This is a genomic window from Chryseobacterium wanjuense, assembly GCF_900111495.1.
GTDB lineage: Bacteria > Bacteroidota > Bacteroidia > Flavobacteriales > Weeksellaceae > Chryseobacterium > Chryseobacterium wanjuense.
In genome coordinates, this window is sequence record NZ_FOIU01000001.1 from 1,048,858 (window position 1) to 1,074,503 (window position 25,646).

Annotated in this window: 20 protein-coding genes and 1 tRNA gene; 15 read left to right on the top strand and 6 right to left on the bottom strand. The window is 36.2% G+C overall.

Features of this window, described 5'->3' with window-relative positions; all coding sequences use genetic code 11:
- Positions 1 to 624, top strand: a complete 624-nt coding sequence (locus BMX24_RS04805) for a response regulator transcription factor (protein WP_089790919.1) — start codon at positions 1 to 3, stop codon at positions 622 to 624.
- A gap of 418 nt (positions 625 to 1,042) precedes the next feature.
- Positions 1,043 to 1,975: an SPFH domain-containing protein gene (locus tag BMX24_RS04810; protein ID WP_089790920.1), complete on the top strand. Its 933-nt coding sequence runs from the start codon at positions 1,043 to 1,045 to the stop codon at positions 1,973 to 1,975.
- A 38-nt stretch (positions 1,976 to 2,013) separates the two neighbouring features.
- Here the strand turns inward: BMX24_RS04810 and BMX24_RS04815 are convergent, their stop codons facing one another.
- The gene (locus BMX24_RS04815; protein WP_089790921.1) at positions 2,014 to 2,361 is read right to left on the bottom strand and encodes a DUF4377 domain-containing protein; all 348 of its coding nucleotides are present in this window, start codon (positions 2,359 to 2,361) and stop codon (positions 2,014 to 2,016) included.
- 144 nt (positions 2,362 to 2,505) lie between these two features.
- Here BMX24_RS04815 and BMX24_RS04820 point away from each other — a divergent pair, with 144 nt between their 5' ends.
- On the top strand, positions 2,506 to 4,527 hold the full coding sequence (locus BMX24_RS04820; protein WP_089790922.1) for a DUF3857 domain-containing protein: 2,022 nt from the start codon (positions 2,506 to 2,508) through the stop codon (positions 4,525 to 4,527).
- Between the two features lie 306 nt (positions 4,528 to 4,833).
- Here the strand turns inward: BMX24_RS04820 and BMX24_RS04825 are convergent, their stop codons facing one another.
- Both BMX24_RS04825 and BMX24_RS04830 read right to left on the bottom strand, forming a co-directional pair.
- Positions 4,834 to 5,169, bottom strand: coding sequence for an Mpo1-like protein (locus BMX24_RS04825; RefSeq protein WP_089790923.1), 336 nt, complete (start codon positions 5,167 to 5,169; stop codon positions 4,834 to 4,836).
- A 142-nt stretch (positions 5,170 to 5,311) separates the two neighbouring features.
- Positions 5,312 to 6,982, bottom strand: a complete 1,671-nt coding sequence (locus BMX24_RS04830) for an APC family permease (RefSeq protein ID WP_089790924.1) — start codon at positions 6,980 to 6,982, stop codon at positions 5,312 to 5,314.
- A gap of 251 nt (positions 6,983 to 7,233) precedes the next feature.
- Between BMX24_RS04830 and BMX24_RS04835 the strand changes: the two genes are divergently transcribed.
- The 4 genes from BMX24_RS04835 (at position 7,234) to BMX24_RS04850 (ending at position 13,370) form a co-directional block, all read left to right on the top strand.
- A complete protein-coding gene (locus tag BMX24_RS04835) occupies positions 7,234 to 10,197 on the top strand; it encodes a tetratricopeptide repeat protein (RefSeq protein WP_089790925.1) in 2,964 nt (987 codons plus the stop codon).
- A 69-nt stretch (positions 10,198 to 10,266) separates the two neighbouring features.
- A complete protein-coding gene (locus BMX24_RS04840; protein ID WP_089790926.1) occupies positions 10,267 to 12,024 on the top strand; it encodes a TonB-dependent receptor in 1,758 nt (585 codons plus the stop codon).
- A gap of 67 nt (positions 12,025 to 12,091) precedes the next feature.
- Positions 12,092 to 12,163 (top strand) — tRNA-Arg (locus BMX24_RS04845).
- 340 nt (positions 12,164 to 12,503) lie between these two features.
- Positions 12,504 to 13,370 (top strand): hypothetical protein, encoded by an 867-nt coding sequence (locus BMX24_RS04850; protein ID WP_139176736.1) that lies wholly within the window; start codon positions 12,504 to 12,506, stop codon positions 13,368 to 13,370.
- 148 nt (positions 13,371 to 13,518) lie between these two features.
- Here BMX24_RS04850 and BMX24_RS04855 read toward each other — a convergent pair whose 3' ends face one another.
- Positions 13,519 to 14,328, bottom strand: coding sequence for a hypothetical protein (locus BMX24_RS04855; RefSeq protein ID WP_089790928.1), 810 nt, complete (start codon positions 14,326 to 14,328; stop codon positions 13,519 to 13,521).
- A 729-nt stretch (positions 14,329 to 15,057) separates the two neighbouring features.
- On the opposite strand from BMX24_RS04855, the gene BMX24_RS04860 reads away from it, so the two are divergent.
- From BMX24_RS04860 to BMX24_RS04895, 8 genes are all read left to right on the top strand, one after another.
- Positions 15,058 to 15,816, top strand: coding sequence for a hypothetical protein (locus tag BMX24_RS04860; RefSeq protein ID WP_089790929.1), 759 nt, complete (start codon positions 15,058 to 15,060; stop codon positions 15,814 to 15,816).
- Between the two features lie 187 nt (positions 15,817 to 16,003).
- Positions 16,004 to 19,012, top strand: a complete 3,009-nt coding sequence (locus BMX24_RS04865) for a sensor histidine kinase (protein ID WP_089790930.1) — start codon at positions 16,004 to 16,006, stop codon at positions 19,010 to 19,012.
- A complete protein-coding gene (locus BMX24_RS04870) occupies positions 19,005 to 19,619 on the top strand; it encodes a response regulator transcription factor (RefSeq protein WP_089790931.1) in 615 nt (204 codons plus the stop codon). Before BMX24_RS04865 ends, BMX24_RS04870 begins: the two co-directional genes overlap by 8 nt.
- A gap of 355 nt (positions 19,620 to 19,974) precedes the next feature.
- Entirely contained in the window at positions 19,975 to 20,721 is a 747-nt protein-coding gene (locus BMX24_RS04875; protein WP_089790932.1) for a hypothetical protein, read from the top strand.
- A gap of 22 nt (positions 20,722 to 20,743) precedes the next feature.
- The gene (locus BMX24_RS04880; protein WP_139176739.1) at positions 20,744 to 21,478 is read left to right on the top strand and encodes a hypothetical protein; all 735 of its coding nucleotides are present in this window, start codon (positions 20,744 to 20,746) and stop codon (positions 21,476 to 21,478) included.
- 15 nt (positions 21,479 to 21,493) lie between these two features.
- Entirely contained in the window at positions 21,494 to 22,219 is a 726-nt protein-coding gene (locus BMX24_RS04885) for a hypothetical protein (RefSeq protein WP_089790934.1), read from the top strand.
- Between the two features lie 290 nt (positions 22,220 to 22,509).
- Positions 22,510 to 23,001: a DUF2306 domain-containing protein gene (locus BMX24_RS04890; protein WP_089790935.1), complete on the top strand. Its 492-nt coding sequence runs from the start codon at positions 22,510 to 22,512 to the stop codon at positions 22,999 to 23,001.
- An 84-nt stretch (positions 23,002 to 23,085) separates the two neighbouring features.
- Complete coding sequence (locus BMX24_RS04895) at positions 23,086 to 23,700, top strand: Crp/Fnr family transcriptional regulator (RefSeq protein ID WP_089790936.1); 615 nt, start codon at positions 23,086 to 23,088, stop codon at positions 23,698 to 23,700.
- Positions 23,701 to 23,877: 177 nt separating this feature from the next.
- On the opposite strand, the gene BMX24_RS04900 is transcribed toward BMX24_RS04895, so the two are convergent.
- Positions 23,878 to 24,345 carry a hypothetical protein gene (locus BMX24_RS04900; protein WP_228404693.1) on the bottom strand — a complete coding sequence of 156 codons (468 nt, stop codon included), beginning with the start codon at positions 24,343 to 24,345 and terminating at the stop codon, positions 23,878 to 23,880.
- 71 nt (positions 24,346 to 24,416) lie between these two features.
- On the bottom strand, positions 24,417 to 25,646 hold the full coding sequence (locus BMX24_RS04905; protein WP_170835658.1) for a condensation domain-containing protein: 1,230 nt from the start codon (positions 25,644 to 25,646) through the stop codon (positions 24,417 to 24,419).

Sequence of the window (25,646 nt, forward strand, 5' to 3'; positions counted from 1 at the left end):
ATGAATAAAAAAATACTAATAGCCGACGACCATTATGTAGTAAGATTAGGAACCGCACTGATTTTGGAAAGTCAGTTTGCTAAGATTTCAATCGATTACGCAGAAAGTTATGATGAGGTGAAAAACAAGCTCAACGCCGAGAGATTCGATCTTATCATCCTGGATATTGAGATGCCGGGAAGCACTTTTAAAAAGATGATCAAAGAACTGAAAATGATTCAGGAAGACCTGATGATCATGATTTTTTCGTCATATAAAGAGAGTGTTGCCATAGAATATATTCAGGAAGGTGCAGAAGGGTATTTGAATAAACTGAGCAGCGAAAAGACTTTAATAAAAGCTGTGCAGTCCATTTTTGAAGACGGATATTATTACCCTTTCAAGCTGGTAAAGCAGCTTTCCGCGCGCCCGCAGAAAGAGGAAGTGGAAAGTATTTTATCAGAAAGAGAATTTCAGGTTTTCAAGCTTCTGGTTGAAGGCAACGGAAATTTGGAAATCGCCAATATTCTGCAGATTCAGATGACCACTGCAAGTACTTATAAAAGAAGGATTTATGCTAAATTAGGCGTGAATAATCTTATTGATCTCCTGAAAATCTACAACAGTCAAAATCAGGAAAAATAAAAAAATGATCTGCCGGAAGCTACCCGACAGATCAGAATGAAAAAAAAGCAACAATTACTATCAATAATTGTTCACTGTCCCTTATTAAAACTTTTTGATCATTTATAAAGCTTTACGGAGAAAAGCACTGTGTAATGAAGCTTTCGCTGAAGCCGTAAAATTTAATTTTGAAGATTTATATTCAAAAATAGTAGTGCAAAAATACGATCGAAGTCCAATATTTTTGTCATAAAACCTGTACGAAGAACACTACTCTGTGTACTAAAAATACTACAAGAAAGTAAGCCGCTGAAAGATTCTGTGTTATATTTTGTTATCTGGATTTAAATAATTATTTTAAACGAAGAAATGAATATCAAGTAATTCATCTTTTTTTTAACAAAACATAGAACCTTAGAACTCAATAACAAAACATATTATGGCTTATTTAGGAATCATTATTTTCATCGGATTGGTGACGCTGTTTGCATCCTTTTTTACGGTAAAGCAGGAAACGGCGGCCATTGTGGAGCGTTTAGGAAAGTTTCACTCCGTCCGTCATGCCGGGTTACAGTTGAAAATCCCTTATTTAGATAGAATTTCAAAAAGAATGAATCTTAGAATTCAGCAGTTGGATGTGATGATTGACACCAAAACGCTGGATAATGTTTTCGTGAAAATGAAAATTTCCGTTCAGTTTCAGGTGATCAGGACACAGGTGGGAGATGCTTATTACCGACTGGAAAGTCCGCATGATCAGATCACCTCTTACGTTTTTGATGTCGTAAGAGCGGAAGTTCCGAAATTGAAGCTGGATGATGTTTTCCTTAAAAAAGATGACATTGCAATTGCCGTGAAAGCCGAGCTTCAGGAAGCTATGCAAAGTTACGGCTATGATATCATTAAAGCTCTGGTAACGGATATCGATCCGGATGAGCAGGTGAAACATGCCATGAACAGGATCAACGCGGCAGAAAGAGAAAAAACTGCCGCAGAATATGAATCTGAAGCACAGAGAATCAGGATTGTAGCCGTTGCAAAAGCAGAAGCGGAATCTAAAAAACTGCAGGGACAGGGGATTGCAGACCAAAGAAGGGAAATTGCCAAAGGTCTTGAAGAATCTGTAAGAATGCTGAATAATGTAGACATCAATTCCCACGAAGCCTCTGCTTTGATCGTGGTGACGCAACATTATGACACACTGCATTCGGTGGGAGCTAATAACAGAAGCAACTTGGTTTTATTACCCAACTCACCGACGGCCGCCAGCGGAATGCTGAACGATCTCGTAGCTGCGATGACTACAGCCAATACAGTGGGAGAAATGACCAAAGGAAAATATCCTCCGCCACCGAAAGAACATGAACATTAATCGATAAAAAACTCCCGGAATTTTCGGGAGTTTTTGTTTTATTTCTTAGTTTTTGAAACTTGTTTTACTAAGGTGTATTTGATTGAAGATCCATCTGCAGGCGGATTTTCAATTTTTTCGGTTTTCACTTGCAAGACATATTCATAGCCCGGTTCGTAGGTGAAACCTTCGATGTTGCTGTAGAAATTTGTCCAGTTTTCTGTAGGTTTTTCCTTTACCTGAAGACATTTCATAGGAGCTACTCCGGTGCAGTCTGCGGTTTGGGGACCAACAATTAAAGTTTTTTCGTTTCCGTTGGATGCATTTGCAGGAGCTTTACATTGAGTCAATGCAAATACTGCCAATACCGGAAATGCCGATTTCACAGCAGTTATAATAGTTTTCATAATCTTGATTTTTAGCTTAACGACCAATTATTGTGCCGAACCCGGTTGTTGATAGTCGTAGTTTTACTCTTGTTTTTTAGTTTATAATTAATTAATTTGACCTCCCAATTTTTCACCAAATAAAACATTAATAATAAAAATAATATGGATAATCAAGTAGAGACGGAAAATTATAAAGTTGAAAAGTTTTCGCCATGGGCAGGATATATTGAGGATCATGAACTTATAGAAAGGATAAAAGATTCCGATTTTGCAAAAAGACAGATCGATGAAGGCCGTGATTATTGCTACTTTTTAGACAAAAAATATTATACAAGCAATACGGAAAACAACGAGTATGTCTGCATGGCTTACACGCTCAATGAACCTTCAAACCTTGAAAGAGCTTCTGTGATGGATATTGTGGTGGAAGAAAATGAAGTGTACAATATTCATAGAATCAGTGTTTTAAGAGATGGAGTTTTAATTGATAAAATTCCGGATATGAAGGTAAAGGTGTTAGACAGCGAAAACCAAAGCAGTGGTGGAATTCTGAGCAGCAATAAAAAAATTAATATTACCATTAAAGATTTAAGACTGTATGATATTTTGATTTTGGAAGATTCCAGAGTAAAAGCTTTTACAGATCGTGATTTTCTTAGGAAAGAATTTTCAAAGTATGTTTGGGTAAGTCCGGACAATTATTGGGCTTACGGAAGTTTTAGATTTACTTTTATAAATGATCGTGAGCAAACGATTGCCTACAAAAAAACATTCTTCCGGGATGAAAACGGAAATGTACTGGAACCTGAGATTAATTACCTGCAGAAAGGCGAAAAATTTGTTTTTGAAGAAAAGAATTATATTAACCCTGTAGACGCCAATCGTGAAATTTTTCCTTATATAGATTTTGCGACAGATACCAACTGGAAAGACCTCTCAAATTATATTGCACCTATCTACGAAGAGATTTTCAATAAGGCTTTCTTGCCAGAATATGCACCGAATTTGGTTGAAAAATTAGAGGCGATTTCAGATTTAGACGAAAAAATTCAATTTGCGATTGAATATGTTCAGAATAATATTTATTACATCTTCAATGCAGATGAAATGAACGGTCACAAACCGCAGGAGCCGGCAATTACTTACGAAAACAAACAGGGAGATTGTAAAGCGAAATCTGTTCTATTAAAGGTTATTCTGGATTATATCGGGGTAGATTCTTCAATTGTTTTGGTGAATTTTCATACAGATTTTTATATTAAATATTACCTGCCTTCGCTGCTTACTTTTAATCATGTAATTGTTAAAATTAATCATAAAGGAGAAGAATATTTTATAGATGCTACGATTCGTGATGAATTCGGATTGCTTGAAAACCGCGGATTTATCTACTTTATGCATTATCTTGAAGTAAAACCGAACCAGGAATTGAAGGAAAGAAAATCATATAAGTTTCCTTATTACTGCATCGATGAAAAAGTCGATTTTAATGTTCAGGATACTACCGGAAAATTGGTTTTGACAACAGTTTATAAAGGAAACAGAGCCAATGCCATGCGACGATATTTTAAAAATACGAACAAAAGGGAAGTGGTCGACAGCTGGAATAATTTCCTTTTTTATAGCCTGAATTATTCCGGGGACAGAAACGGAACCGATATCAGAAATATCTTTAAAGATGCTTCCATAGACATTGTTAGTGATGATAAGCAGCTGAATGAGTTTAAGATACAGTACAAATCAACCATCGAAAATCCGTATTATACAGATCCTAAAAACAACCGTTTTCTGATGTATTTTGACAGAAATGTGGTAAAAGCGAGTGCAAGAGATTATATGCATAAAGATCTTCCTTTCTGGCATAATTTCGACAGGGAGAAGTATGAAATTAACCTTTACACAGATCAGAAAATCGATACGGAAGAAAAATATACGGCGCAGGAAAGTACGATCAAAAACCCGTACTTTGATTTCACAAGCCGAAAGAAAATTACGAAAAACGGAGCTTCTGTTTTTATTGAATATAATCCTCTGACGAATCTTGAAATTCCGCAAAGTGAGTTTGAAAATTTCAGGACCAATCATCATACCGTGGCCGACAGCAATTTCGGACTCGGAATTGATATTATTGAACCGGGATTGATGAACCGACTTAAATTTAGCTTTAAGAAAAAGTTTAAATAATTAGAAGTTAGTATTAGCTATGTGAAAATTCCCCTTCTCTGAAAGGGTGGTTTTTGTGAAAGCAAAAAGATGGGGTAGTTAAAATAATCTATTAGAAAACTATATTATTGAAAGTTTCGGCGGGTTTGCAAAGCAAACCCGCCGAAACTGTTTTATTTTAAGCATGATTGAGATCCTTTAGGATGACAAACGCTGTGGAAATTCAGTAACAAACACACAAAGTTTGTCATCCTAAAGGATCTCAACAGTATATTTAACCATTATTTTAATCTAATTTTTAACCTCATTTTAAACACAGGAAAAAAATTATTCCACCGGCTTCTTCACCGAAATTCCCCTGAACTTCTGTTTCCCGATCAACAGTTCAAAAAACAGTCTAAAATCCGAGATCAATGACCAGATCGGATATTTGAAGGTAGCGGGTTTGTTCTTTTCAATCAGCGCATGACTGAACCACGCAAAGCCATAACCGAAAATCGGGATATACCATAGAAATCTTTCTTTTCCTGAACTGATAACATAACCTATCACAACAAAGACAAGCAAAGTTCCTGTAAAATGGAAAATACGGGTACCCATTTTACTGTGCTCCGTAAGGTAAAACTGATAAAATTCTTTGAACGTTTTTATTCTTTCAGACATGGTGCTTTAGTTTAAGTTTAAAAAATCTAAAGCAATAAGTTCGCCAATTTTTATTAAAAAACAAAAGGCAAAATTGCGATGTTACAATTTTGCCTTTTCAGTTATATTTTACTTATTAAAGTTGATCGAAATTTAACCAAATTTAAGCTCTTCTGAGTTTACTGTTTCTATAGCCGTAGCAGAAATAGATCACAAGACCAATGGCAAACCAAAGTCCGAACCAGAACCAGTTTTCGTGGCTCATTCCTGTTAAAAGATATAAGCATGAACTTAACCCGATTAAAGGAATTAATGAAAAGTTTTTAATAAAAGTGAACACACAAAGAACTAAATTAATCAGGATAAAAAAGAATATAGAAGCTCTGAATTCGCCTTCTTTTGGATCTTTCCAGTCCATTAGGTCTTGGAAAAACTGCGGTTCGAAAATATAGAAAACGATTAATGTCCCAATGAAAATAACAGGGAAAATAATCTTCCCATTTATATAAGGAAGGTGGAATCTGCCTTTGATTTTTTCTTTCGCAGGAAGCATTAAAACTCCTGCACAAACCAATACAAACGCGAAGATCGTCCCGATACTTGTAAAGTCTAAGATGAATGTTTTATCAGTAAATAAAATCGGAATTCCCACGACAATACCTGTGATAATCGTTGCAAATGACGGTGTTTTATACTTAGGATGCACGGTTTGGAATTTCTGAGGCATTAATCCGTCACGGCTCATCGCGTACCAGATTCTCGGCTGTCCCATCTGGAAAACCAATAATACGGTTGTAATCGCCACAATCGCGACAAAAGAAACTACAAGTTCCATCCACGCAACATTGGCATTTGTTTTTTCAAAAATGAATGATAAAGGATCTCCTACACCGTCGAACTTTCTGTAATCAACCATTCCGGTTAATACCAAGGTTAAAGCAATATAAATGAAAGTACATAAAACCAATGAAAGAATCATCCCTTTCGGTAGTGTTTTCTGCGGATCTTTTGTTTCTTCAGACAGTACACTCAACGCATCAAAACCTATGTAGGCAAAGAAAACTCCGGACACGGCACTCATCACTCCCGAAAAGCCATTCGGCATGAAAGAAGTCACATGAGTTTGCGGGTTAACCGGTGTCCAGTTATCAGTATTAATATAAGCAAAACCAACCAAAATTACCAATACGATAACGGCTAATTTTAAGATAACCAAAGCATTATTGAAGTTTTTACTTTCTTTAACTCCTACATAACATAACCAGGTAATTAACCCATTGATAACCAAAGCAGGAATATCAACAATGAATTTTAAATTCCCGATTAAAGGAGCATTTTTCCAGGCGTTAAGCAGTTCTGTGTTTTCAGAACCATTCATAAATGCCTTTCTGGCCTCGGTATAGCTGCAGGTTAGATAGTCAGGAATGTGCATTCCCAGCCTTTCCAGAAAACTGGTGAAATAATCCGACCATGAGAAAGCCACATAAATATTTCCGAAAGAATATTCCATAATAAGCGCCCAGCCGATGATCCAGGCAATTAATTCCCCGAAACTGGCATAAGCATACGTGTAAGCGGAACCCGCCGTAGGAATTCTGCTCGCAAATTCTGCATAGCAAAGTGCCGTAAAACCGCAGGCAAAACCGCAGATCAAATATAGTAAGATAACCCCGGGACCTCCTCTGAAAACGGCTTCCCCCAAACTGCTGAAACTCCCTGCACCAATAATCGCCGCAATACCAAAAAATACAATGTCCCAAACACCTAAAACCCTCAAAAGATGAGTAGATGTATCTGAATCTGAATAGATTTTTCTCCTAAAAAGTTGACTCATTCAATTCTATATTTGATTTGAAAAAAGCAAATGTAATTATTTATCTGAAATAATTTAAATTTTCTTAAGGTTTCTTATGAAAAAGTTAAGAAGTATTAAAAAATAATCCACAAATTAACAATATGTTAAAACACTTGTTTATACAATATCTTTTCAATATTTTCGTTGATAAATTGTGGATAAAATCCATGCTTAAATTTAAAATATTCAGCCCGTTTTTTTTGGCTTACACATTTTAAAATTTGAAATTAATGAACTCAAAAAAAATACTCTTAGCGACTGCCGTGTTGTATTTCGGAATTTCCGATGCTCAACAGTCTCAATACTTTACACAAAAGGAAAACTACAGGTTCAATCTGGCCGAAAATCTATATCAGACCAAAATATACAATGCTTCCCAGTACGAGTATGCCCGACAATACTTCTATAATCAGAATTTGTCGAGATCGAGAAAAGAAGCGGCGCAGTTTTTTGATAATGTGATCGGGGTGATTCTTCAGAAAAATCATGCGGAGGAAGGATTGACTGCTTTCATGAAAGAATATCCGAATTCTGCTTATTTTGCCCAGGCGAATTTACCGTTGGCGGATTATTATTTGGCTAAAAAAGATTTCCCAAAAGCATTGGAAACTTTGAAAAAGGTTAATCAATACCAGCTTTCAAAAGAAGAAAATACACAATACATCCTGAAATTAGGATATGCCAAGTTCATGATGGGAGATTCAAAAGGCGCTACAGATGCACTGGAAGAAGCTTACAAAACTGCCGACGAGTCTCAAAAAGGGGATATTGCTTATATGCTGGGACATTTGTATTACTCCAACCGTCAGAACGACAAGGCTTTCCAGTATTTTGATTCTGTAAAAGATCAGCCGAAATATTCGAAGCTGGTGCGTCCTTATTATGTTCAGATGTATTATAATGATAAGGATTATGACAAGGCAATATCTGAAGGTACAGCTTTGCTTAACGAAGATATTTCCGATGCTTATAAAGCAGAAGTTCACAAGATTATCGGTGAAAGTTATTTCATGAAAGGTGATTATGATTCTGCTTATCCTCACTTAAAAGATTACTTAAGTGTTCAGCAAAATCCGTCTGAAAATGACCTTTATGAGATGGGATTTGTGGCAGCACAGCTTAAAAAATATGATGAAGCGGTTTCTTATTATAACCAATTGTTAAACAGCAATTCCGCTTTAGCTCAAAATGCTTACTATCAGCTTGGAAATGCTTATTTGGCGGTGGATAAGAAGCAGGAAGCTCTTTCGGCTTTCCGTTCGTCTTACCAGATGGATTATGATGCGAAGGTTAAAAAACTGGCACATGAACAGTATGCGAAGTTAAGCTACGACATTGGTAACCCGTTTGAAAGTGCTTCGACGGTAATTCAAAATTATATTAATGAAAATCAGAATGATCCGAATGCATCTGAAATGAGATCGCTTTTGGTGAAATCTTATTTATATTCAGGGAATTATAAAGAAACGTTGAATGCCATTGATAAGCTTCAGGACTCGACTCCGGAGATCAATAAGGTAGATCAGGAAGTTTCTTATTTATTGGGAACTGAGGAATTTAATAAAGGAAATTATGATGAAGCAGAACAGTATTTCCTGAGAAGTTTAGGATTTAATATTAATAAAGAATTTAATAACAGGGCTTTATATTGGCTTGGACAGGTGTATTACCAGAAAGGAAATTACCCTTCCGCGATCGCCCGTTATGAAAAACTGCTTAACGAAAATTTCCCTGAAAAGCAGCAATTGCCTTATGATTTGGGATATGCCTATTTTAAATCTAAAAAATTCGATCAGGCGGAAACTTATTTTAAGCAATATTTAACCAATCCGAAACCGGAGTTTAAAAATGATGCAGAACTTCGTCTGGCAGACATCAATTATGCCAACAATAATCTGAACGAAGCGATCGCGATCTATGATAAAAATGAAGACGCCACCGATTATACTTTATACCAAAAAGGAATGGCTTTAGGCTTTAAAGGAGATACTCAGGCGAAGATCACCAACCTTAAAAATCTTTTATCAAAATATCCGGGATCTGATTATTACGACGATGCCCAGTACGAAATTGGTACGGCTTACGCAGCTCAGGATGATTTTGCCAATTCGAACGATTTCTTTAATAAAGTAATTAAAACTTCGTCCGATAGCGACTTGGTGGCCAATGCTTCGATCTACAGAGCTCAGAATTATATCGATCAGAATCAGAGTGATAAAGCTTTATCTGAGCTAAAAGCTTTGGGTGAGCATTATAAAAACTCGATTTATGCAGAGAAAATCGTTCAGGCTGCAAAACCGATCTTCACGAAAAATGGTGATGTAGCAGGCTATGAAAGCTTTGCGAAAAGTATCGGCGTAAATGTGGATGCTTCCGAAATCGATGAAATCAACCTTTCTACAGCAAAACAATATTTCGCGAAGAAAGATTACAAAAATGCCATTTCTTATTACGAAAAATATTTAACTCAAAACCCAACGGGAGAAGGGCTTTACCAGGCGAAATATGAATTGGGGGAAAGTTATTATCAGACCAAGAATACGACAAAAGCTTTGTTGGTTTTGATGGAGGTTGCCAATCTTGCCAACGACTATCAGGATGATGCACAAACCCGTCTGGCACAGATTTATGTGGCTCAGGGTGATAATAATGAAGCGAAAAAGTACCTGGAAAATATCAAAAATTCATCGAATGTAAATATTAAAAACTACGCAAATGTAGAATTAATGAAGATTTACGGTGACGAAAAGAACTTCTCGGAAGCTGAAAAGCTGGCCGATGCGGTGATTGCCAACAACAAAAACTCTGCAGCAGTGATTGAAACGGCAAAAGTGATCAAAGCCAGAAGCCTGATGAATTCAGGGAAGGATAAAGATGCACAAACGGCATATGCTTCTCTTGAAAAGTCTTCTAACACGGCGGTTGCGGCAGAAGCATTATATGCAAAAGCCTTCTATCAAAACAAAGGAAAAGCCTTTAAATCTTCGAATGAAACGATCTTTAAGCTGGCTAATAATTACTCTTCCGAAGAATATTGGGGGGCAAAAGCGCTCGTTTTGATGGCGAAAAATTATATTGGCTTAAAAGACAATTACCAGGCAAGTTATACATGCGACCAGATCATTGAAAATTACAAGGATTTCCCTGAGATTGTTGCTGAAGCGAAAGAGGTTAAAAAACAGATTAAAAAGTAAAAGTAGTAAAAAGGCAGCAGGATTTTGAGCTTAATGTTGAGGCTGCTGCATTTTAAATATCGATAAATTATGATGAAATATATTCTTCCAATCATATTTTTAGGGGTCTCGTCAGTAGCGTTTTCCCAGATCAAAGAAGAAAAACTGATTCTTAATAAAAAAAGAGAACCGGAAGTAAAAAAGATCGAAAAAAAGAAAACTTCTGTGGAAACCATAAAAAATTATCCACCGGAAGAGAAATCCCAGAACCCTGTAAAATACACGATTACAGACGTTCCTGCGGTTTCTGATTTCAAAACTTCTACCATTCAGGGGCAGGATGTAACGCCGAAATTTGAAGGATCGGCTCAGAACAACTATATCCAGTTCGGAATGGGGAATTACGGTAAAATCCTGGGGGATGCCAATATTTCAAAAACGCTGGAAAATAAGATTGAAGTTGGGGTAGATGCGCATTTTCTTTCGACTCAGGGTCTGAAAAAAGAATATGCATGGGATTCTAAGCAAAGTTCGACAACATTGGGCGCTTTTCTTAATTCTTACGGAGATAAAGGAAAATTTAACTTAAATGCGGAATACGGCTTAAACAGTTATAACTATTATGGGATTTATGCTTTAGAACCAGGTGATGTTGATCTGGATCAGAGGATTAATCAGTTTAAAGTAAATGGTTATTACGATTTTTATTCTAATGAAATTTTAAATGATGTAAGGGTAAAATCTTCATTTTTAAAAGATCATTTTGATGCTCAGGAAAATCAGGTTTCGATATTGGCTAATTTATCTAAACATGCCGTTGAAATCGGAAAATCAGGGATTAATTTAAATGCAGATTTAGGAGTAGGCTTGGAAGCTGTGAAGAGTGAATTTGCAATCAGAGATAAAAATAATTCTAATTTTGTTAATACCAGTTTAGCTCCGAAAGTGACGTTCAGAAAAGGGGAATCTTACCTGATGTTGGGTTCATCTTTCTCGTTCCTGAATTCGAAAAATCAGAATGATCTGATGGCTGAACAAATGAAAAACAATAAAACCTATTGGTTCCCACAGGCGGAATTTCAGTATGCGGCGGCAAAAGAATTTAAGTTTTATGGGGGTGTTGACGGAGGTTTAAAATTGAATACCTACGCAGACTTATTGCAGCAGAATCCGTTTATTCTTTCAGATCAGTATTTGAAGCCGACTGAAACGAAATATCATTTTTATGTAGGTTTAAGAGGAGATATCGATGAAATGTTTAAATATGATGTTTCTGCAGGATACGGAAAAATGAAGGATATTATGTTCTTTAAAGCCAACAGCATTTTTGATACAGATTATACGCTAAACCGCTCTGCATACAACTTTGCAAATACTTTTTCTGCAGTATATGACGACGGAAATGTGGGCGATATCAAAGGAAGTTTACAATATTTCCCGTTGGCTAACCTTGTTTTGGATGGGGAAGTGAAGTTCACGAAATTTGACTTAAAAAACTACGAAGATATTTATAATGTTCCATTGGTTACGGCAACTATCGGAGCAAAATATACGATGCTTGATCAAAAATTATTGCTAGGTTTCAAAGGGATTTTTGCAAGTGACAGAACTACGAATTCATTTATGATTGAGGGAGTTGGAAGCCCGATGATGTATCAGTCTACGGAGGATACCAATGATAAAGTAGGCGGTTATGCAGATTTAAATCTTTCGGCAGAGTATAAAATTCACAAAAATTTCAGTATTTTCGCGCTCGGAAATAATCTTCTAAGCTCAAAATATCAGACGTACAAAGGATATAAAGTTCTTGGTGCGCAGGTTTTAGGAGGGGTGAAGATTACGTTTTAGTGTCTGAGAGTGGGAGAGTTTGAGATTTTTTTAAACATTTACTCTCAAACACTTCAACCCAAAAACCGGCTGCATAGTTTAATGGATAGAACTTCGGATTTCGGCTCCGACAGTGAGGGTTCGAATCCTTCTGCGGTCACATAAAGAGACAAACTTTTATAGTTGTCTCTTTTTTTGTGTCTGCATGTGGTTGTATATCAATATGTTAATTTTGAAATATTTAGAGATTCCGTTTACATATTCCGATGATATATTGTGCATGTTTGTAGAAATAATTTTATAGGGTGGTAGAAATAATCATACAGGTTATATTTTAGCAAGTTTTACTAATTAAATATCTTTATAGTAAATAATTTTTATTGGATTCCGCATGGAAATACCATTTTATAGCGCTTCTAAAAAACACAAGTTTAAGTTATCAAGACTAAGGCTCTTTATAACAACCACAAATGTATCCTCCCTTAAAAAAATTTATTCTTATGATAAAGAAAATTCTATTCATGCTTGCTTTTGCAGGAATTATGATTACCCATGCTCAAACCGGTAATATTGGTATAGATACCGCTTTGCCTACTACAAAACTGGATATAAATGGTGGTGTAACCTACCGAGAAGGATCGCCTATAACAGTCAATGGAGCCACAGTTGTAATTCCCGATCTGTCTTTTTCGCAATATCGGCTAACAGGAACGCCTTCTTCAGCTTTTACAATTACTGGCCCAACAACTTCTGATGGAACTACAGCAATAATAGCCGGAGCAAGATTGATAATAGTAAATGCCACTTCGCAGCCTGGTGTATTGAATAGTTTTTCAATTTTGCCAGGATTAGCACAGGAATTTACATATTCCAATGGAAGCTGGACTGCTATCCGTAATCCAAGCGGACCCATTGGGTTATTTGCCAAATCAGCAGGAACACAGGTAATTACCGGGGCTCAGGTCATTAATGATTGGGTGGTAACTACTAATAATTTTGCTACAGCCTGGAATGGCAGTATTTTTACTGTACCGGCGAGTATGCAAGGCTGGTATAGCATCAGTGCGGGCTATAGCACCGCCGCCAGTTATGCAGGAGGCATTCGTACACCTCATCAACACGTTCTGATAAGAGTGAATGGTATTACAGTAGCACAGGCATCAACCGCAGTGGTTATAACCGGAGGCCTGGTAAATGGTAACGCACCTGGTAGTGGAACCGCTAATGCATCAATTAATTATTATTTAAATGCTGGCGACCAAATTTCCATAATTGGTAATCATTTAAGCTATCTGGTATCAAATAATGCGTCTACCCCAGCTTCAGCAGAGTCCTTATTTACGTATTTATCTATATTGAAGCAATAACTCATAACTCTGAAAATGCTAAACGATTTATTTGTTGTTTTTAAGCTATAATACCAGTATCAGTTTAGATTTTCTGCTATCATCTATTCAATAAAAAAATCCTTCGTCATGCGAAGGATTTATAATATAAAGTATGTGGCCAAATGATTTATTTAACTGGAGGATCTTTGGCTATGAGTCCAGATGCTGCACCGGCAACTGCTACTGCCATCCCCGGAACAACTATGGGTGCCGTTACACCAGCAGTGACTGCTGCAACTCCCGCTCCAATCGCTGCGCCGGCAGCTGCTCCTATAGCATCAGCACCTATGACAGCTGCAACATTTAGCAAAGCTTTTAAGAATGCACCAATTTTTGATGCTCCCTGTGTTGGAAAATATATTGTACGCCAATAGTGAGAACTATATTTCGCCACTGATAAGACCGATAAAAGGACTGGTTTATCTGTATCATTTAAATCTAAAAGTAAGCAAGTCTGTTCTAGGTTCTCAATATTTTGAACTAAACCATCTATTCCATCCTGTTCGTTTACATTATTTAAAATATTTCCCAAATTCTGTAGTTGAGCATAAACGACACTTGATATTTTTCCCTGGCTGTAAAGATTATCTAATGATACCATAAACGGTTGAGTAACAGAAGGATTTACCGAAGCAATTATTTCATTTTTGGTAACATAAGTTAAAGGGTGAAAATTATTTTGGTTTGAAAAATTAATAGATAAATCTACGATCTGGTCTACATTAACCGCATTTGGTTGGGTCTTTAGATAGTCTAAAAATGCGTTGTGCCTTATTCCTGCCAATTCATACGGATTGTCAACGGTAACTTTTGCTGTTGCAGCATGCGCTGTGTTTTCTATACGGGGAGAATCTGTACTAATGCTATCATTATTCTGACAAGCGAAAATAAATAACAATGATACTCCTAATGTGAAGTGTTTTAATTTGTTGATCATAATTGTTTGTTTTGTTGCATAAACCTATTGCATTGCTGTACATTATCATAGCCTAAATAAGTAAGTGGGCATTCACATTACATAACTGTTGTAGTTTACTTATTAAGTGTACAATGAACTTTTTACCATCAATAAAATTTGATAAATGTTTCATTAAGAGCACATAAACGATTTAAATCTTCTGGTAAAAAATTTGAGTTTTGTACTTCTTCGGTCACAAATTGCCCCAGTGTAGGGACTTTTTTAATTTGTATACACAGTTTTTTATGTTTCCAATTAATAGATATATTCTTGTCTTTCTTATTCCTCTCTATTTACCATTTTTAAACCTAACGTCATTATAAGATGGTTCGAATAATCTAATAATACCACGTCCTATAACATTAGTCATACATTAAAAACACTATAATATCATAGAACTTGTTCTATAAATAACAAGATATATTCGTACAGGTTGTATATCAGTAGGTTATATAATCTGGATACCTTTGTGTTATACTTTATTATTGCGGGATTCCCTACCGGAATAATATTTTTTATGACGCTTCTAAGGACACAAATTTTTGTTAGCTCAGTATTGGTTATGGCTCTTCTTCGGTTTTAGAAGGAGAGATCTAGCCATACAGTCAAAGAAAATTTGAGAGTAATATAAGGTGTTAAAATACAAATAGTTAAATCGTTATTTAAAAAACATATCTGAAAAAAAATAATTAAAAAAACAATAAAATTATGAGAAAAAATGTTTCGATATTGATGTTCATAGCATCAGGTATCTTTTTATTAATTCACGCTCAAGTAGGTATCAGCAACTCAAACCCACAGGGTACATTCCATGTTGATGGGGCTAAAGATAATCCGGCTGTGGGAGTTCCTACTATTGCTGAGCAAGCAAATGATGTTGTTGTAACATCAACGGGAAGGGTAGGTGTAGGAACGACCTTACCTACTGAAATGCTGGATATTGTAGGTCGGGGGAGAATAAGAACCATGGATATGGTCGCGGGCACAAACGCTGTAACTCCTGTTTATACCGATTCCAACGGAGTTTTGGTGAAGGCCTCTCCTTCAGCGGCATATGGAGCCGTTCTTTCATCATTTGCCGGCAATGTCGCAAGTGGAGCCACTGCCACCTTGATTACCGGAATACCGGATGGAAGCTTTTATAAAGCAGTGGTCATCGTTGGGGATGGCTGTGGTAATGCAACGGTTGCGGAATATTATGTCATTAACAGTTCTGCCAGCAGCTTATTCTCGATCAACGGTTTGGGAGGAAATCAGGGAAGTGGAAATACGGACAAATCACCCAAGTTTACTCAGATCAGCAGATATACGATCACAACTGCATGGACGGATGTTGTAGGATGCGCCGACGGAGGAAATCCGACTGCCTTAAATTATACCTTGACAATGCCCGCTGTAGGTACTATAAACGTTATCAATAACGGAAATGTAACGAGAGGGTATCAAATAGTCCTTACACGGTTTTAGCATACTTTTCTTCCTGTTTTTATACCAGTCTGCTGTCAAAAGGCAGGCTGTGTTTTCACCAAAAATTATAATGAAATAATATCTTATATTAATTTTAAAATAAGAAAGAACCCGTTATTCTATAAAGGGTAGAATTAATTTCATAGTGCTTTGTAATAATGATTAATTTTGTTACTTAATATAAGTGATGAGATTCAAAATATGTTGTACGAAAAGTTTTTTACTGAATATTTTTTTATTTGTTTTTCTAAAATCTCACGGGCAATATATTTCTTCCTGGTACACCACAGATAATGGCCTTCCCCAGAATAGCATTAAAGATATTGTAAAAGACAAATATGGTTTTATATGGCTGTCTACCGATGCCGGACTCGTGCAGTACGACGGATTAAGTTTTACAGTTTTTAATAAGTTACCGATAACCAATTTACATTTTAGGAATTTCTATGGCGATGTCCGGAATGATAGTATAATCGTGTATAACAATTATGAGGAGAATAAAGTTCTTATCAGAAATAAAAAAATTGAAGTCATTCCCAAGGACAATTCTGACGGAATTTTCATTAAAGAAAAAGACAATTTTCTAAAAAGAATTACAAAAAATGAAATAGAATCTAAATATTATTCCAAGACAAAATATCTTATAAAAATATCATCCGGAGAATATACTTTTTATAATGATGAGATTGGATATACGGATAAAAAGGAAAAGCAAAAAAAAGTTCCCATTCATATTTCTGAGGTCTATAATGTCTTCTTCGATGGAGAAACTCTTTTCATGACAGATCCTGAAAAAAGAAAAACCTATCGTATTTACAAAGGTGAGGTCACACCCATCGATAAACCGTCACTTTTAAATGCTCCCGAATCCAAAATATATTGGCAGCAGCTTACCAATCAGACATTTATTGTTAATAATGACCGTATTTACCTTGTTCAGAAATATAATAATGAACTGCATTTTAAATTTCTGGTTCAGTATGAAAATTTTGGAAACCAGCTTTTTACTTCTTTGTTTTATGATGAAGATTTCAACAGACTGTATCTTGGAAGTACGATCAAAGGCTTAAATATTGTTCAGTTGACCCAGTTTTATACTGCCCGCAAAAAAATTCCTTTTGTGGATGATGTAAGCAATTCTTCCCTTCCGTTCAGCAAAAACTCTGTTATTGATCCTTTGGGATATGAGGTTAATAAGTATGGTTTGGTACAGGATCATCATTTTGGACTTAATGAAAAATATTTTATGTTTTATGATAAATCAGGAAATATTTTATACAAAAATGACAACACAATTATCAGGAGATTCAAAAATTCCGGATATCGGAAAAGCGATACAATTTCTTTTACGGGGCTGAAAAGCTTTTTTAAAAGCTCAAATTTATATGCCATTTCCACAACAGATCTTGTGTATTCTTATCTGCATATTTTTCAGAATGAAGATTTTAAAAAAGCGGATTACAATTTTAGGTTTACAGGATTTGTAAATTCATTTTTAAAATATAATGATGATGTATTGATAGGATGCAGCAACGGATTATATACGGCATCGCTGAAGCACAACAAAATAAAGTTGATAGCGAAGGGAATTAATGTGAAAAATGTCTTCCAAACCCGGGACGGACAAACTTGGGTAACGACCAATAAAGACGGTTTTTTCCTGTTTAAAAATAATAAACTCATCAAAATGCCTCTGGATCAGGAAATGTATTTGCACACGGCACATTATATAGTTGATGATAGGCAGGACTATTACTGGATTTCTTCCAACAACGGTTTGTTTAAGGTAGCCAGAAAACAGCTTTTACAATATGCCGATAATCCAAAAACGTCTGTGTTTTATTATCGTTTTACTAAAACTGAAGGGCTGTCGACCAACGAGTTCAACGGTGGTTCCATGCCGGAAGCGTATTCTCTGGAAAACGGGGATTTTGTATTTCCCTCGATAGAAGGTTTCGTGTTTTTTGATCCGAAAAAAATTCCGGTGTATTATCCGGACAGGAAAAATATTTATATAGAAAGAGCCAGAATCAATAATGCAGACATTATCCGCTTCGACAGGCATCTTGTTCTTGAAAATGATTATAAAACCGCAGATATTTTTATCGATATTCCTTACTATTCCAATTCATGCAACTTAAGGATAGAAGCAAAAACAGAAGGTGAAAATCCGGATTGGGAAAGGATTAAAATTAATAATGAAAGAAAATATATCATAAACAATCTCGGTCCCGGTTATTATATTTTGAAGTTCAGAATCCAGGTTTCTTCCAACGGAGATTATGAATACAGAACTGTTTCATTTGAGATTAAACCGCTTTTTTATCAGACCAACGCGTTCAAAATAGCTTTGCTGTTCTTATTGATATTGGGACTTACGGGCATTATCCATACGAGAACGAGATTTTTGCAGACAAAAAATAAAGCACTGAAAAAAACGGTTTCTTCCATCAGTACAGAACTGAAAGAAACGTCAGAGCATTTGGAAACGGTAAAAAATGACATGCAGAAAGAATCCGATTATCAGAAAAGGTTTATAGAAGCCATTAGCCATGATATTTCTACCCCCGTGAAATTTATTGCAATGCTTTCCCAAAAATTAATAGAAGTTGATGAGACGGATCTTCAGAAGGAGTATTTCGACAGCATTCATCAGTCTTCGGAAGAGCTTTATAATTTCACGATGCATTTAAAGCAATACAGCGATTTGTTCAGAGATAAAAATATCTTTGAAAATGATGAATATTGTATTAATGAAATATTTAACTTAAAGAAAAAGCTGTTTCAGGAAATAAGCAAAGAAAAAAACAACATCATACATATTGAAGAAGGGAACGAGGTATATTGTAAAATCAATAAAAATACGATGTCTTGTATTGTTCACAATCTCATCGATAACGCTGTAAAATACACAACAACCGGGAAAATCAATCTCTCTGCCAACAATAAAGCAGGGAAAATAACGATAAAAATTTCCGACACCGGAAACGGAATGTCGCCGGAGCAGCTTACCTATTACAACGAACTGTATAAAACTTCAAGTGACGATGATATTATCAGGTTTAAGAATTATGGATTGGGGCTTCATATGGTTATTTATTTAATTAAAAAAATTAAGGCCGAAATAGCTTTTTCCAACAATGAACCTAAGGGAACCACCATTACAATAGACATAAAAAATAATATAGATGAATAAAAGAATTTTAATAGCAGATGATCACTATGTGGTACGTACGGGGACGGCAGCCATTCTGCGGTCGGCCTACCCGAATCTTACGATAGATTCTTCCGCGGAATATGGGCATGTGAAAGAGTCTCTGCAGGCCAATCGTTATGACTTGATACTTTTAGATATCGATATGCCCGGAAGCAGATTTACGGAAATGATTCCTGAGCTGAAAGCCATTCAGTCCGATGTTAAAATTTTAATTTTTTCGGCTTACGATCAGGATATTGCGTTGCAGTATATCCGGAAAGGGGCAGAAGGATACCTTAATAAACGCGGCGGCGAAGACGATATAGAAAAAGCGGTAAAAACCATTTTGCAAACGGGCTACTTTTATCCGCCTGATCTTATTCCTTTCATTGTTAAAGATGTCGATATATCCAACAGCATAAAAAAACTTACCTCCCGCGAATATCAGGTTTTTGAACTTTTAGCTAAAGGAAACGGAAATCTGGAAATCTCGAATATTCTGGGAATACAGATCAATACGATCAGTACGTTCAAGAAAAAGATTTTTGAAAAACTTAAGGTGAACAATATAGTCGAACTTTCAAAAGTTTATCAAAACCTGCATTGAAATTTTATTTTTAATTAAAGCTCCGAAAGGGCGAGAAATAATTTAAATAAAGATTAGTCAAGGTCAGTAAGAGATCTGCTGTTTTTACTAATGAAAGCTATAGTATCAAGTGGTATTATAGCTTTTTTATTGGTATGATCCAAACTATTCTATTCCGGAATGCTCCAAAATTCTATAGAGATTGTTCTATAGATATACAGAGCATTAGGTACAGCTTATATTTCACAAACCTCTTTAAACCCAATACCTTTACGACATCATAAATTATTATACAGATACTATTTATTAAAATTCTGAATAATTGTGAATCTGCTCAGCCGGAGCACTCAAGAAAATAAAAAAACTAACAAAATTCATGAGGAAAATTACACTGCATTTTTTTTGTGCATGCATTGCAGGAATTACAATACATGGTCAGGTCGGAGTCGGAACTTCGAATCCTCATCCATCTGCCCTGTTGGATTTGGATGCTTCAAACAAAGGACTGCTCTTACCAAGAATAGCATTACTGTCCACAACAGATATTGCAACGATACCCAATCCCGCCAAAGGATTAATGGTTTATGCTGTACAAAACTCAGGAACAGGCATCACAGCCATACAGAAAGATACACTGTATAAATTCGACGGCACCCAATGGAAAGCTCTTACCACCAGGGAGAAATTTATTTCCAATGAAATTCCCAGAATTGTGGCGGTAGGAAGAAAGACTACGGTAGAGACATGTGTTGGTGTTACTAACGGGGTATTTAATTTAAATCAAAGAAGCAGTACTTTAATAACAGCGGCAGGAGGTTTTACTGCTCCTCAGGCCGGTTATTATATGTTTTCGGTGAAGATAGTTCAACTAATGGCTCCTAGTCCCAGTCAGCCTTTTAATGTAAGCCCTTATATACAGGCTCCGAATTTAGCTACCTATTCTTATTTGTATAGAGGGTCGGGAGTTTCGGCTCAGCCGGCTTCCGTATTAGGTGTTATTCATTTAACACAAGGGCAGGTTACCCAAGGGTTTAAATGGTTTTTCGGAACTAATACCTGTACTGCCGAGGGTAGAATTCAAGGGCAGGAAGTGACCTGGGAATATTTAGGAAATCCTTTGTAAATTTTAATTTGATACTATAAAAATGAGAAAAATATATTTTTCAATACTCTGTTTTTTCCTTATAACAGGAAGATTAATGAGTCAGGTTGGCATTGGTACTGCTACTCCTGCATCATCATCAATTTTGGAAATGTCTTCTACGAAAAAAGGTTTTTTGATTACCAGAGCATCCTTGGTATCGAAGACTGATATAATAACGGTTGCGAATCCCTCTATGGGTATGCTGGTTTTAGCTTCACAAAGCTCTGGAACCGGTGAAAATGCAATATATGAAGGGAGACTATATAAGTTCAACGGAACTGCGTGGGATGAACTGGTAGAAGAAGGCGAAATAGCTTCAGGGAGTTTATATCCCGAACTGGTAGCCGTTGGAAATAAAACCACTATAACTACAACTTGTACGGGTGCTGTTATGGGAAATTTCCAGTTGACAACGTTAAAAAATATAAAAACAACCATTAACGCCAATGGCTCAATACAAGCCAATAAAAAGGGCTACTACATCTGGAGCGTCAGTATCAGGCAGTATATGCTGCAATCTGCTTACAGTCCTTTCCTGCTTCCGGGAATGTTAAATTATGCATTTCGCGATGGAAACAGTACAACAAGAGCCTGGCAGACAACAGTATTTACAGGATCAGTGTATTTAGAACAAGGGGAAATCTCCGAACCGTTTCAATGGCATTTAGGAGGAACATGTGTAGCTGCTGACCGGATAGGTGAACAGCAGGTCGTTTGGCAATATATAGGAGAATAGATAATATAGATTACAATGAAAAAAAATATATTTTGTTTACTGATAGGTTTGGTAACCATTACCATTAAAAGTCAAGTGGGAATAGGAACAGCTGCTCCACATCCATCTTCGATATTAGAGTTATCTTCACCAGATAAAGCATTGATACTCCCAAGGATTTCTTTGACATCCACGACAGATATTACCACAGTAGCCAATCCGGTGAAAGGTTTGTTGGTATATAATCTCTCTGACTCAGGTGCCGGAACGGGTAGGGTATATAAGGATTTAATTTATTTATATGATGGGGTTGTATGGCAGGCTTTAATGGATTATAAGTTGGCAACAAACACGATCAATATGCCTACACTCTATTCAAGGGGTCGAAAAACGACCGTTACAACCTGTACCGGAGTAAGTGGCGGAAATTTTACTCTTGATTTAAGAGATAATAATATGGGAGTGTCCGGAACAATTACTGCAGATAAAGCTGGGTTTTATAAATTTACAGCAGGTATAGTTCAGTATTTTCAGTTGGAATTTATCCCGCTTTTAGTTACACCTTCCGGGACATTCAGTTATAATTTTCGGGGAGCTACAGGGTATCAGGATAGAAAAGTAACGACTTCCGGGGTGATTTTTTTAACACAAGGGCAAAGCACTCCTCCCTTTTTCTGGGGATTAGGGGGCTTCAATGAATGCAATGCTACTCACAGAATTAAAGGGCAGGAGGTCATCTGGACTTATCTTGGTAATTTATAATCTTTAAAAAAAACCTTGCCATACTTAGAGTACAGCAAGGCCAGCGATTAAGAATTTGACAAATTCTATTTCCCTACTTGTGCATATGTAAAGTGGTATTAGTGTTAATAATCTAATGATATTATTAATGTTTTGAGCTAAATACTTTACAAATATAAAATATTTTTTGTTCAAATCCCTAGATGTTTATTATTTTTTTTAATAAATCTAAATGAAAAATTTACCCGGAAATTAACTTAAGTGAATTTTTATAAGGTAAATCCTGCAGAAATTTGAAAAAAATTAAAAATATGGGATTATCTAATTTAGGCATTTTTCACACCGCCATAGGAGTTATTGCATTGGTTGCAGGTATTGTTTCATTAGTAAAGAATGGAAAAATTGATCTGTCACAATTATCGGGGAAGATTTATTTTTACGGGACGGTTATTACGTCAGTTACCGCGTTGGGGCTTTCCAAAAACGGAGGCTTTAATGTGGGGCATATTTTTTCGTTATTTATCCTGATTTTAGTGGTGATCGCTTTTGTTCTGGCTAAAAGAAACAGTGGGAACAGAGCCCGCTATTTCGAGAACTTTTTTCTGTCGTTCAGCTTTTTTCTGTCGCTGGTTCCTACAGTTAATGAGACTTTTACCCGTGTTCCGCTGGGGCACCCGTTGGCGAAAAGTCCTGCAGATCCGTTGATCGGGAAGACATTGTTGGTACTTTTCATTTTATTTATCATCGGTTCTGTTTTTCAATTTACCAAACAGCGAAAAAATAATAGAATGACTCAGGCATAACTGAAGAATTTATTTTAAATTCACAGCAAAATTGTAACTACCCAAATCGGATACGGAGATGGGTTTTTACGTTGGAATATTGAAATGAGTACAACAGATTTTCTACAAAAAATAATCAAACCTTTTGCGGGACTTACGGAGGAAGATATCTCTGTAAGTCTGCCGTTTTGGAGAACCCGGAAAATACCGAAAGGTGACTTTTTCAATATGCAGAATATCGTCTGCAAAGACTTGGGTATCGTTGTAAAGGGGATTTTCAGGGTTTATTATTACGATAACGAAACGAGTGAAGAGAAAAATATGTTTTTCTTCTCAGAGGAGCAGTTTATCGTATCATTCCGGAGTTTTCTGTACCAGTGCCCTTGTGTATATTTTATCGAAGCTCTCGAAGATGCGGAGGTTTTATACGTTTCTTATGAAGATTTGCAGCACTTGTACACCCATCATAAGTCCTGGGAACGGTTTGGAAGAATGCTGGCCGAACATTTTTTTCATCAGTCGCAGGGTCGCACGGAATATTTATTACTGTTCAACAACGAAAAAAGGTATTTAAATTTATTGGCAGAACACCCGAAAATCGTAGAAAGAATAGCCGGTTTTCACATCGCTTCTTATCTGGGAATTAAAAATCAGTCACTGAGCAGAATCAAAAAAAGAATAGCTTCAAATAATTCTGATTTAAATTTGAGGTCCGAATAAGAATTTCGTCAGTTCGAGTGTTTTTCGGAATAAAATGAATCGAGAACTTCTTTTAATAACAAAAGTGCAAAAGATTAGTTCATTCGTTTATTTTAAGTTCTTTATTAAAGCTAAGCTGTAATAGTTCAATAATAACTTTTGTATCTTTTGTGGTTAAATTTTCAGTTAGTTTAAAAATTAGTTGGTATCCAGAGAAGCCACAGTTCTATACAAATATTTTCTCAGCCTCCAGACCGGAAGGTAAGTGAATAAAACAGAAAGCAATCCCGCCAAAATACCCACCAGAACAGCCATTGCCGTTGCATCCAGCTTATAATATTCCGATAAAATAAATTGAGCAAACATCAGACTCAAAAACACCAATGAACCGGTTATCAGGCCATGCAGAATACTCAGTCTGGTCATTAATTTTTTTAAATTAAGCTGATCATCAACCGCAAATTCAATCGCATGCTGTTCCGCAGCATCCGTGATTCTTTTGATAATATCGATCGTAAGGACAACAGGCAAAAATATCGCCATCGGCAGCGTCAACCGTGCCAGACATTGATTTCCCGCGAAGAAATGCGTATATCCCAATTCGTTAAAACTGGCATACGCAATAATGAAATTAAAAAACACATTCGGAAGGACATAAATGATCATCCGCTTCCTGAGAAAGCGGTTCAGCGTAGTTTTTTTGAGTGGTTTCGGTGGAGTTTTTTTTATTTTAAATTTCATGAAATCAGAAGCTCAATAGCTTTATCTTTTATTTTTTTCGCTTCTTCTTTGGGAAGAAAATCTTCATTGGACATCAACGTAAAATCCATTTGCTGGTTGTAAGTGGTTGTCACCAAGGTATTAGAATTCAACCACGGGAAAGCAACGGTCGGACTGAAAATAGTTTCCAGTTGAAAATTTTTATACTCACCCGGAATATCAATTTTTCCCATATTGGAAAGTGTCACATCATGTCCGCCTTTGCTGGATTTTAACATCGAAATCATTCGGTCAACAACAGGATGCATGTTTTCGCCCATCCATAACAATTCTCTGGTTTCCGTTTTTTCTATTTTTTCAACAAGATCTTTTTTAATGTATTTCGCATTTTCAACTAGATCCTGAGTTCCTTTTTTCAATGATAATTCAACTGTTGGCGCAAATGCAAAGATATGATCCTGTTGAATCTCCGGGATAAAATGACGAACATCCACCGGACTGATCACCTTTCCTTTGGCATTTCTCCCTTGAGTTTCTTTAAAAGCCTGTATAAACGCAGAACACAACAAAGCGTGCACGGAAATTCCGTTAGCTTTACATTTTCCGGTGATTATTTTGGTCGTTTCAGCGTCCAGTTTTCGGTGAATCGCATAGTTTTTTCCGAGATTCCTGTCTTTGCTTTTTCTCTGAATTAAAAAGAATAATTTGGCCATCATCAGATAAAATCGGGCTTTTCGTTTCTTCTTTTTCAAATTAAAATCTGCAGGCAGAAAATCATTTACAGAATCAAAACCTTCGTAAGAATTTAATTCAATGGAAGTATCATCCAGTAAAGCCAAAACTTCACGAAGCAAAGTGATACCAGTCGTTCCGTCACAAATACAGTGAGGCATGACCCAAAGAATTTCAGAAGCCGTAGAGCCTTTTACCCAAACAATTTGTGCCATTGGTTTTTTCTTGTCCTCAAAAATTCTGTACCATTCATTTTCAGATTCCAAAAGCCAGTCCTGATCCGTTTTTCGTTCTACAATGCGAAGAGGAATCGGTGAAATTTCTTTTTCTTCTACAAAAAAAGGATATTTTGCACTTTTATGATCAATTGATACCCTCAGCAAAGGATGTTTCTGCTGAATTTTATGTAAGGCAACACTGAAATTTTCTTCTGAAATCTCACCCTTTATTTTTGCGGTGTAAACAACATTTACAGGTGTTTCAGAATCCACATACATGATTCTTTCGACCATCAT

Bases quoted from the DNA above. Each gene is read 5' to 3' on its own strand.
- BMX24_RS04890 (WP_089790935.1), top strand. From the start codon at position 22,510: ATGGGATTATCTAATTTAGGCATTTTTCACACCGCCATAGGAGTTATT.
- BMX24_RS04885 (WP_089790934.1), top strand. From the start codon at position 21,494: ATGAAAAAAAATATATTTTGTTTACTGATAGGTTTGGTAACCATTACC.
- BMX24_RS04880 (WP_139176739.1), top strand. From the start codon at position 20,744: ATGAGAAAAATATATTTTTCAATACTCTGTTTTTTCCTTATAACAGGA.
- BMX24_RS04870 (WP_089790931.1), top strand. From the start codon at position 19,005: ATGAATAAAAGAATTTTAATAGCAGATGATCACTATGTGGTACGTACG.
- BMX24_RS04855 (WP_089790928.1), bottom strand. From the start codon at position 14,328: ATGATCAACAAATTAAAACACTTCACATTAGGAGTATCATTGTTATTT.
- BMX24_RS04900 (WP_228404693.1), bottom strand. From the start codon at position 24,345: ATGATCATTTATGTCCTTCCGAATGTGTTTTTTAATTTCATTATTGCG.
- BMX24_RS04875 (WP_089790932.1), top strand. From the start codon at position 19,975: ATGAGGAAAATTACACTGCATTTTTTTTGTGCATGCATTGCAGGAATT.
- BMX24_RS04840 (WP_089790926.1), top strand. From the start codon at position 10,267: ATGATGAAATATATTCTTCCAATCATATTTTTAGGGGTCTCGTCAGTA.
- BMX24_RS04835 (WP_089790925.1), top strand. From the start codon at position 7,234: ATGAACTCAAAAAAAATACTCTTAGCGACTGCCGTGTTGTATTTCGGA.
- BMX24_RS04850 (WP_139176736.1), top strand. From the start codon at position 12,504: ATGATAAAGAAAATTCTATTCATGCTTGCTTTTGCAGGAATTATGATT.
- BMX24_RS04860 (WP_089790929.1), top strand. From the start codon at position 15,058: ATGAGAAAAAATGTTTCGATATTGATGTTCATAGCATCAGGTATCTTT.
- BMX24_RS04830 (WP_089790924.1), bottom strand. From the start codon at position 6,982: ATGAGTCAACTTTTTAGGAGAAAAATCTATTCAGATTCAGATACATCT.
- BMX24_RS04820 (WP_089790922.1), top strand. From the start codon at position 2,506: ATGGATAATCAAGTAGAGACGGAAAATTATAAAGTTGAAAAGTTTTCG.
- BMX24_RS04895 (WP_089790936.1), top strand. From the start codon at position 23,086: ATGAGTACAACAGATTTTCTACAAAAAATAATCAAACCTTTTGCGGGA.
- BMX24_RS04865 (WP_089790930.1), top strand. From the start codon at position 16,004: ATGAGATTCAAAATATGTTGTACGAAAAGTTTTTTACTGAATATTTTT.
- BMX24_RS04815 (WP_089790921.1), bottom strand. From the start codon at position 2,361: ATGAAAACTATTATAACTGCTGTGAAATCGGCATTTCCGGTATTGGCA.
- BMX24_RS04805 (WP_089790919.1), top strand. From the start codon at position 1: ATGAATAAAAAAATACTAATAGCCGACGACCATTATGTAGTAAGATTA.
- BMX24_RS04825 (WP_089790923.1), bottom strand. From the start codon at position 5,169: ATGTCTGAAAGAATAAAAACGTTCAAAGAATTTTATCAGTTTTACCTT.
- BMX24_RS04905 (WP_170835658.1), bottom strand. From the start codon at position 25,646: ATGATGGTCGAAAGAATCATGTATGTGGATTCTGAAACACCTGTAAAT.
- BMX24_RS04810 (WP_089790920.1), top strand. From the start codon at position 1,043: ATGGCTTATTTAGGAATCATTATTTTCATCGGATTGGTGACGCTGTTT.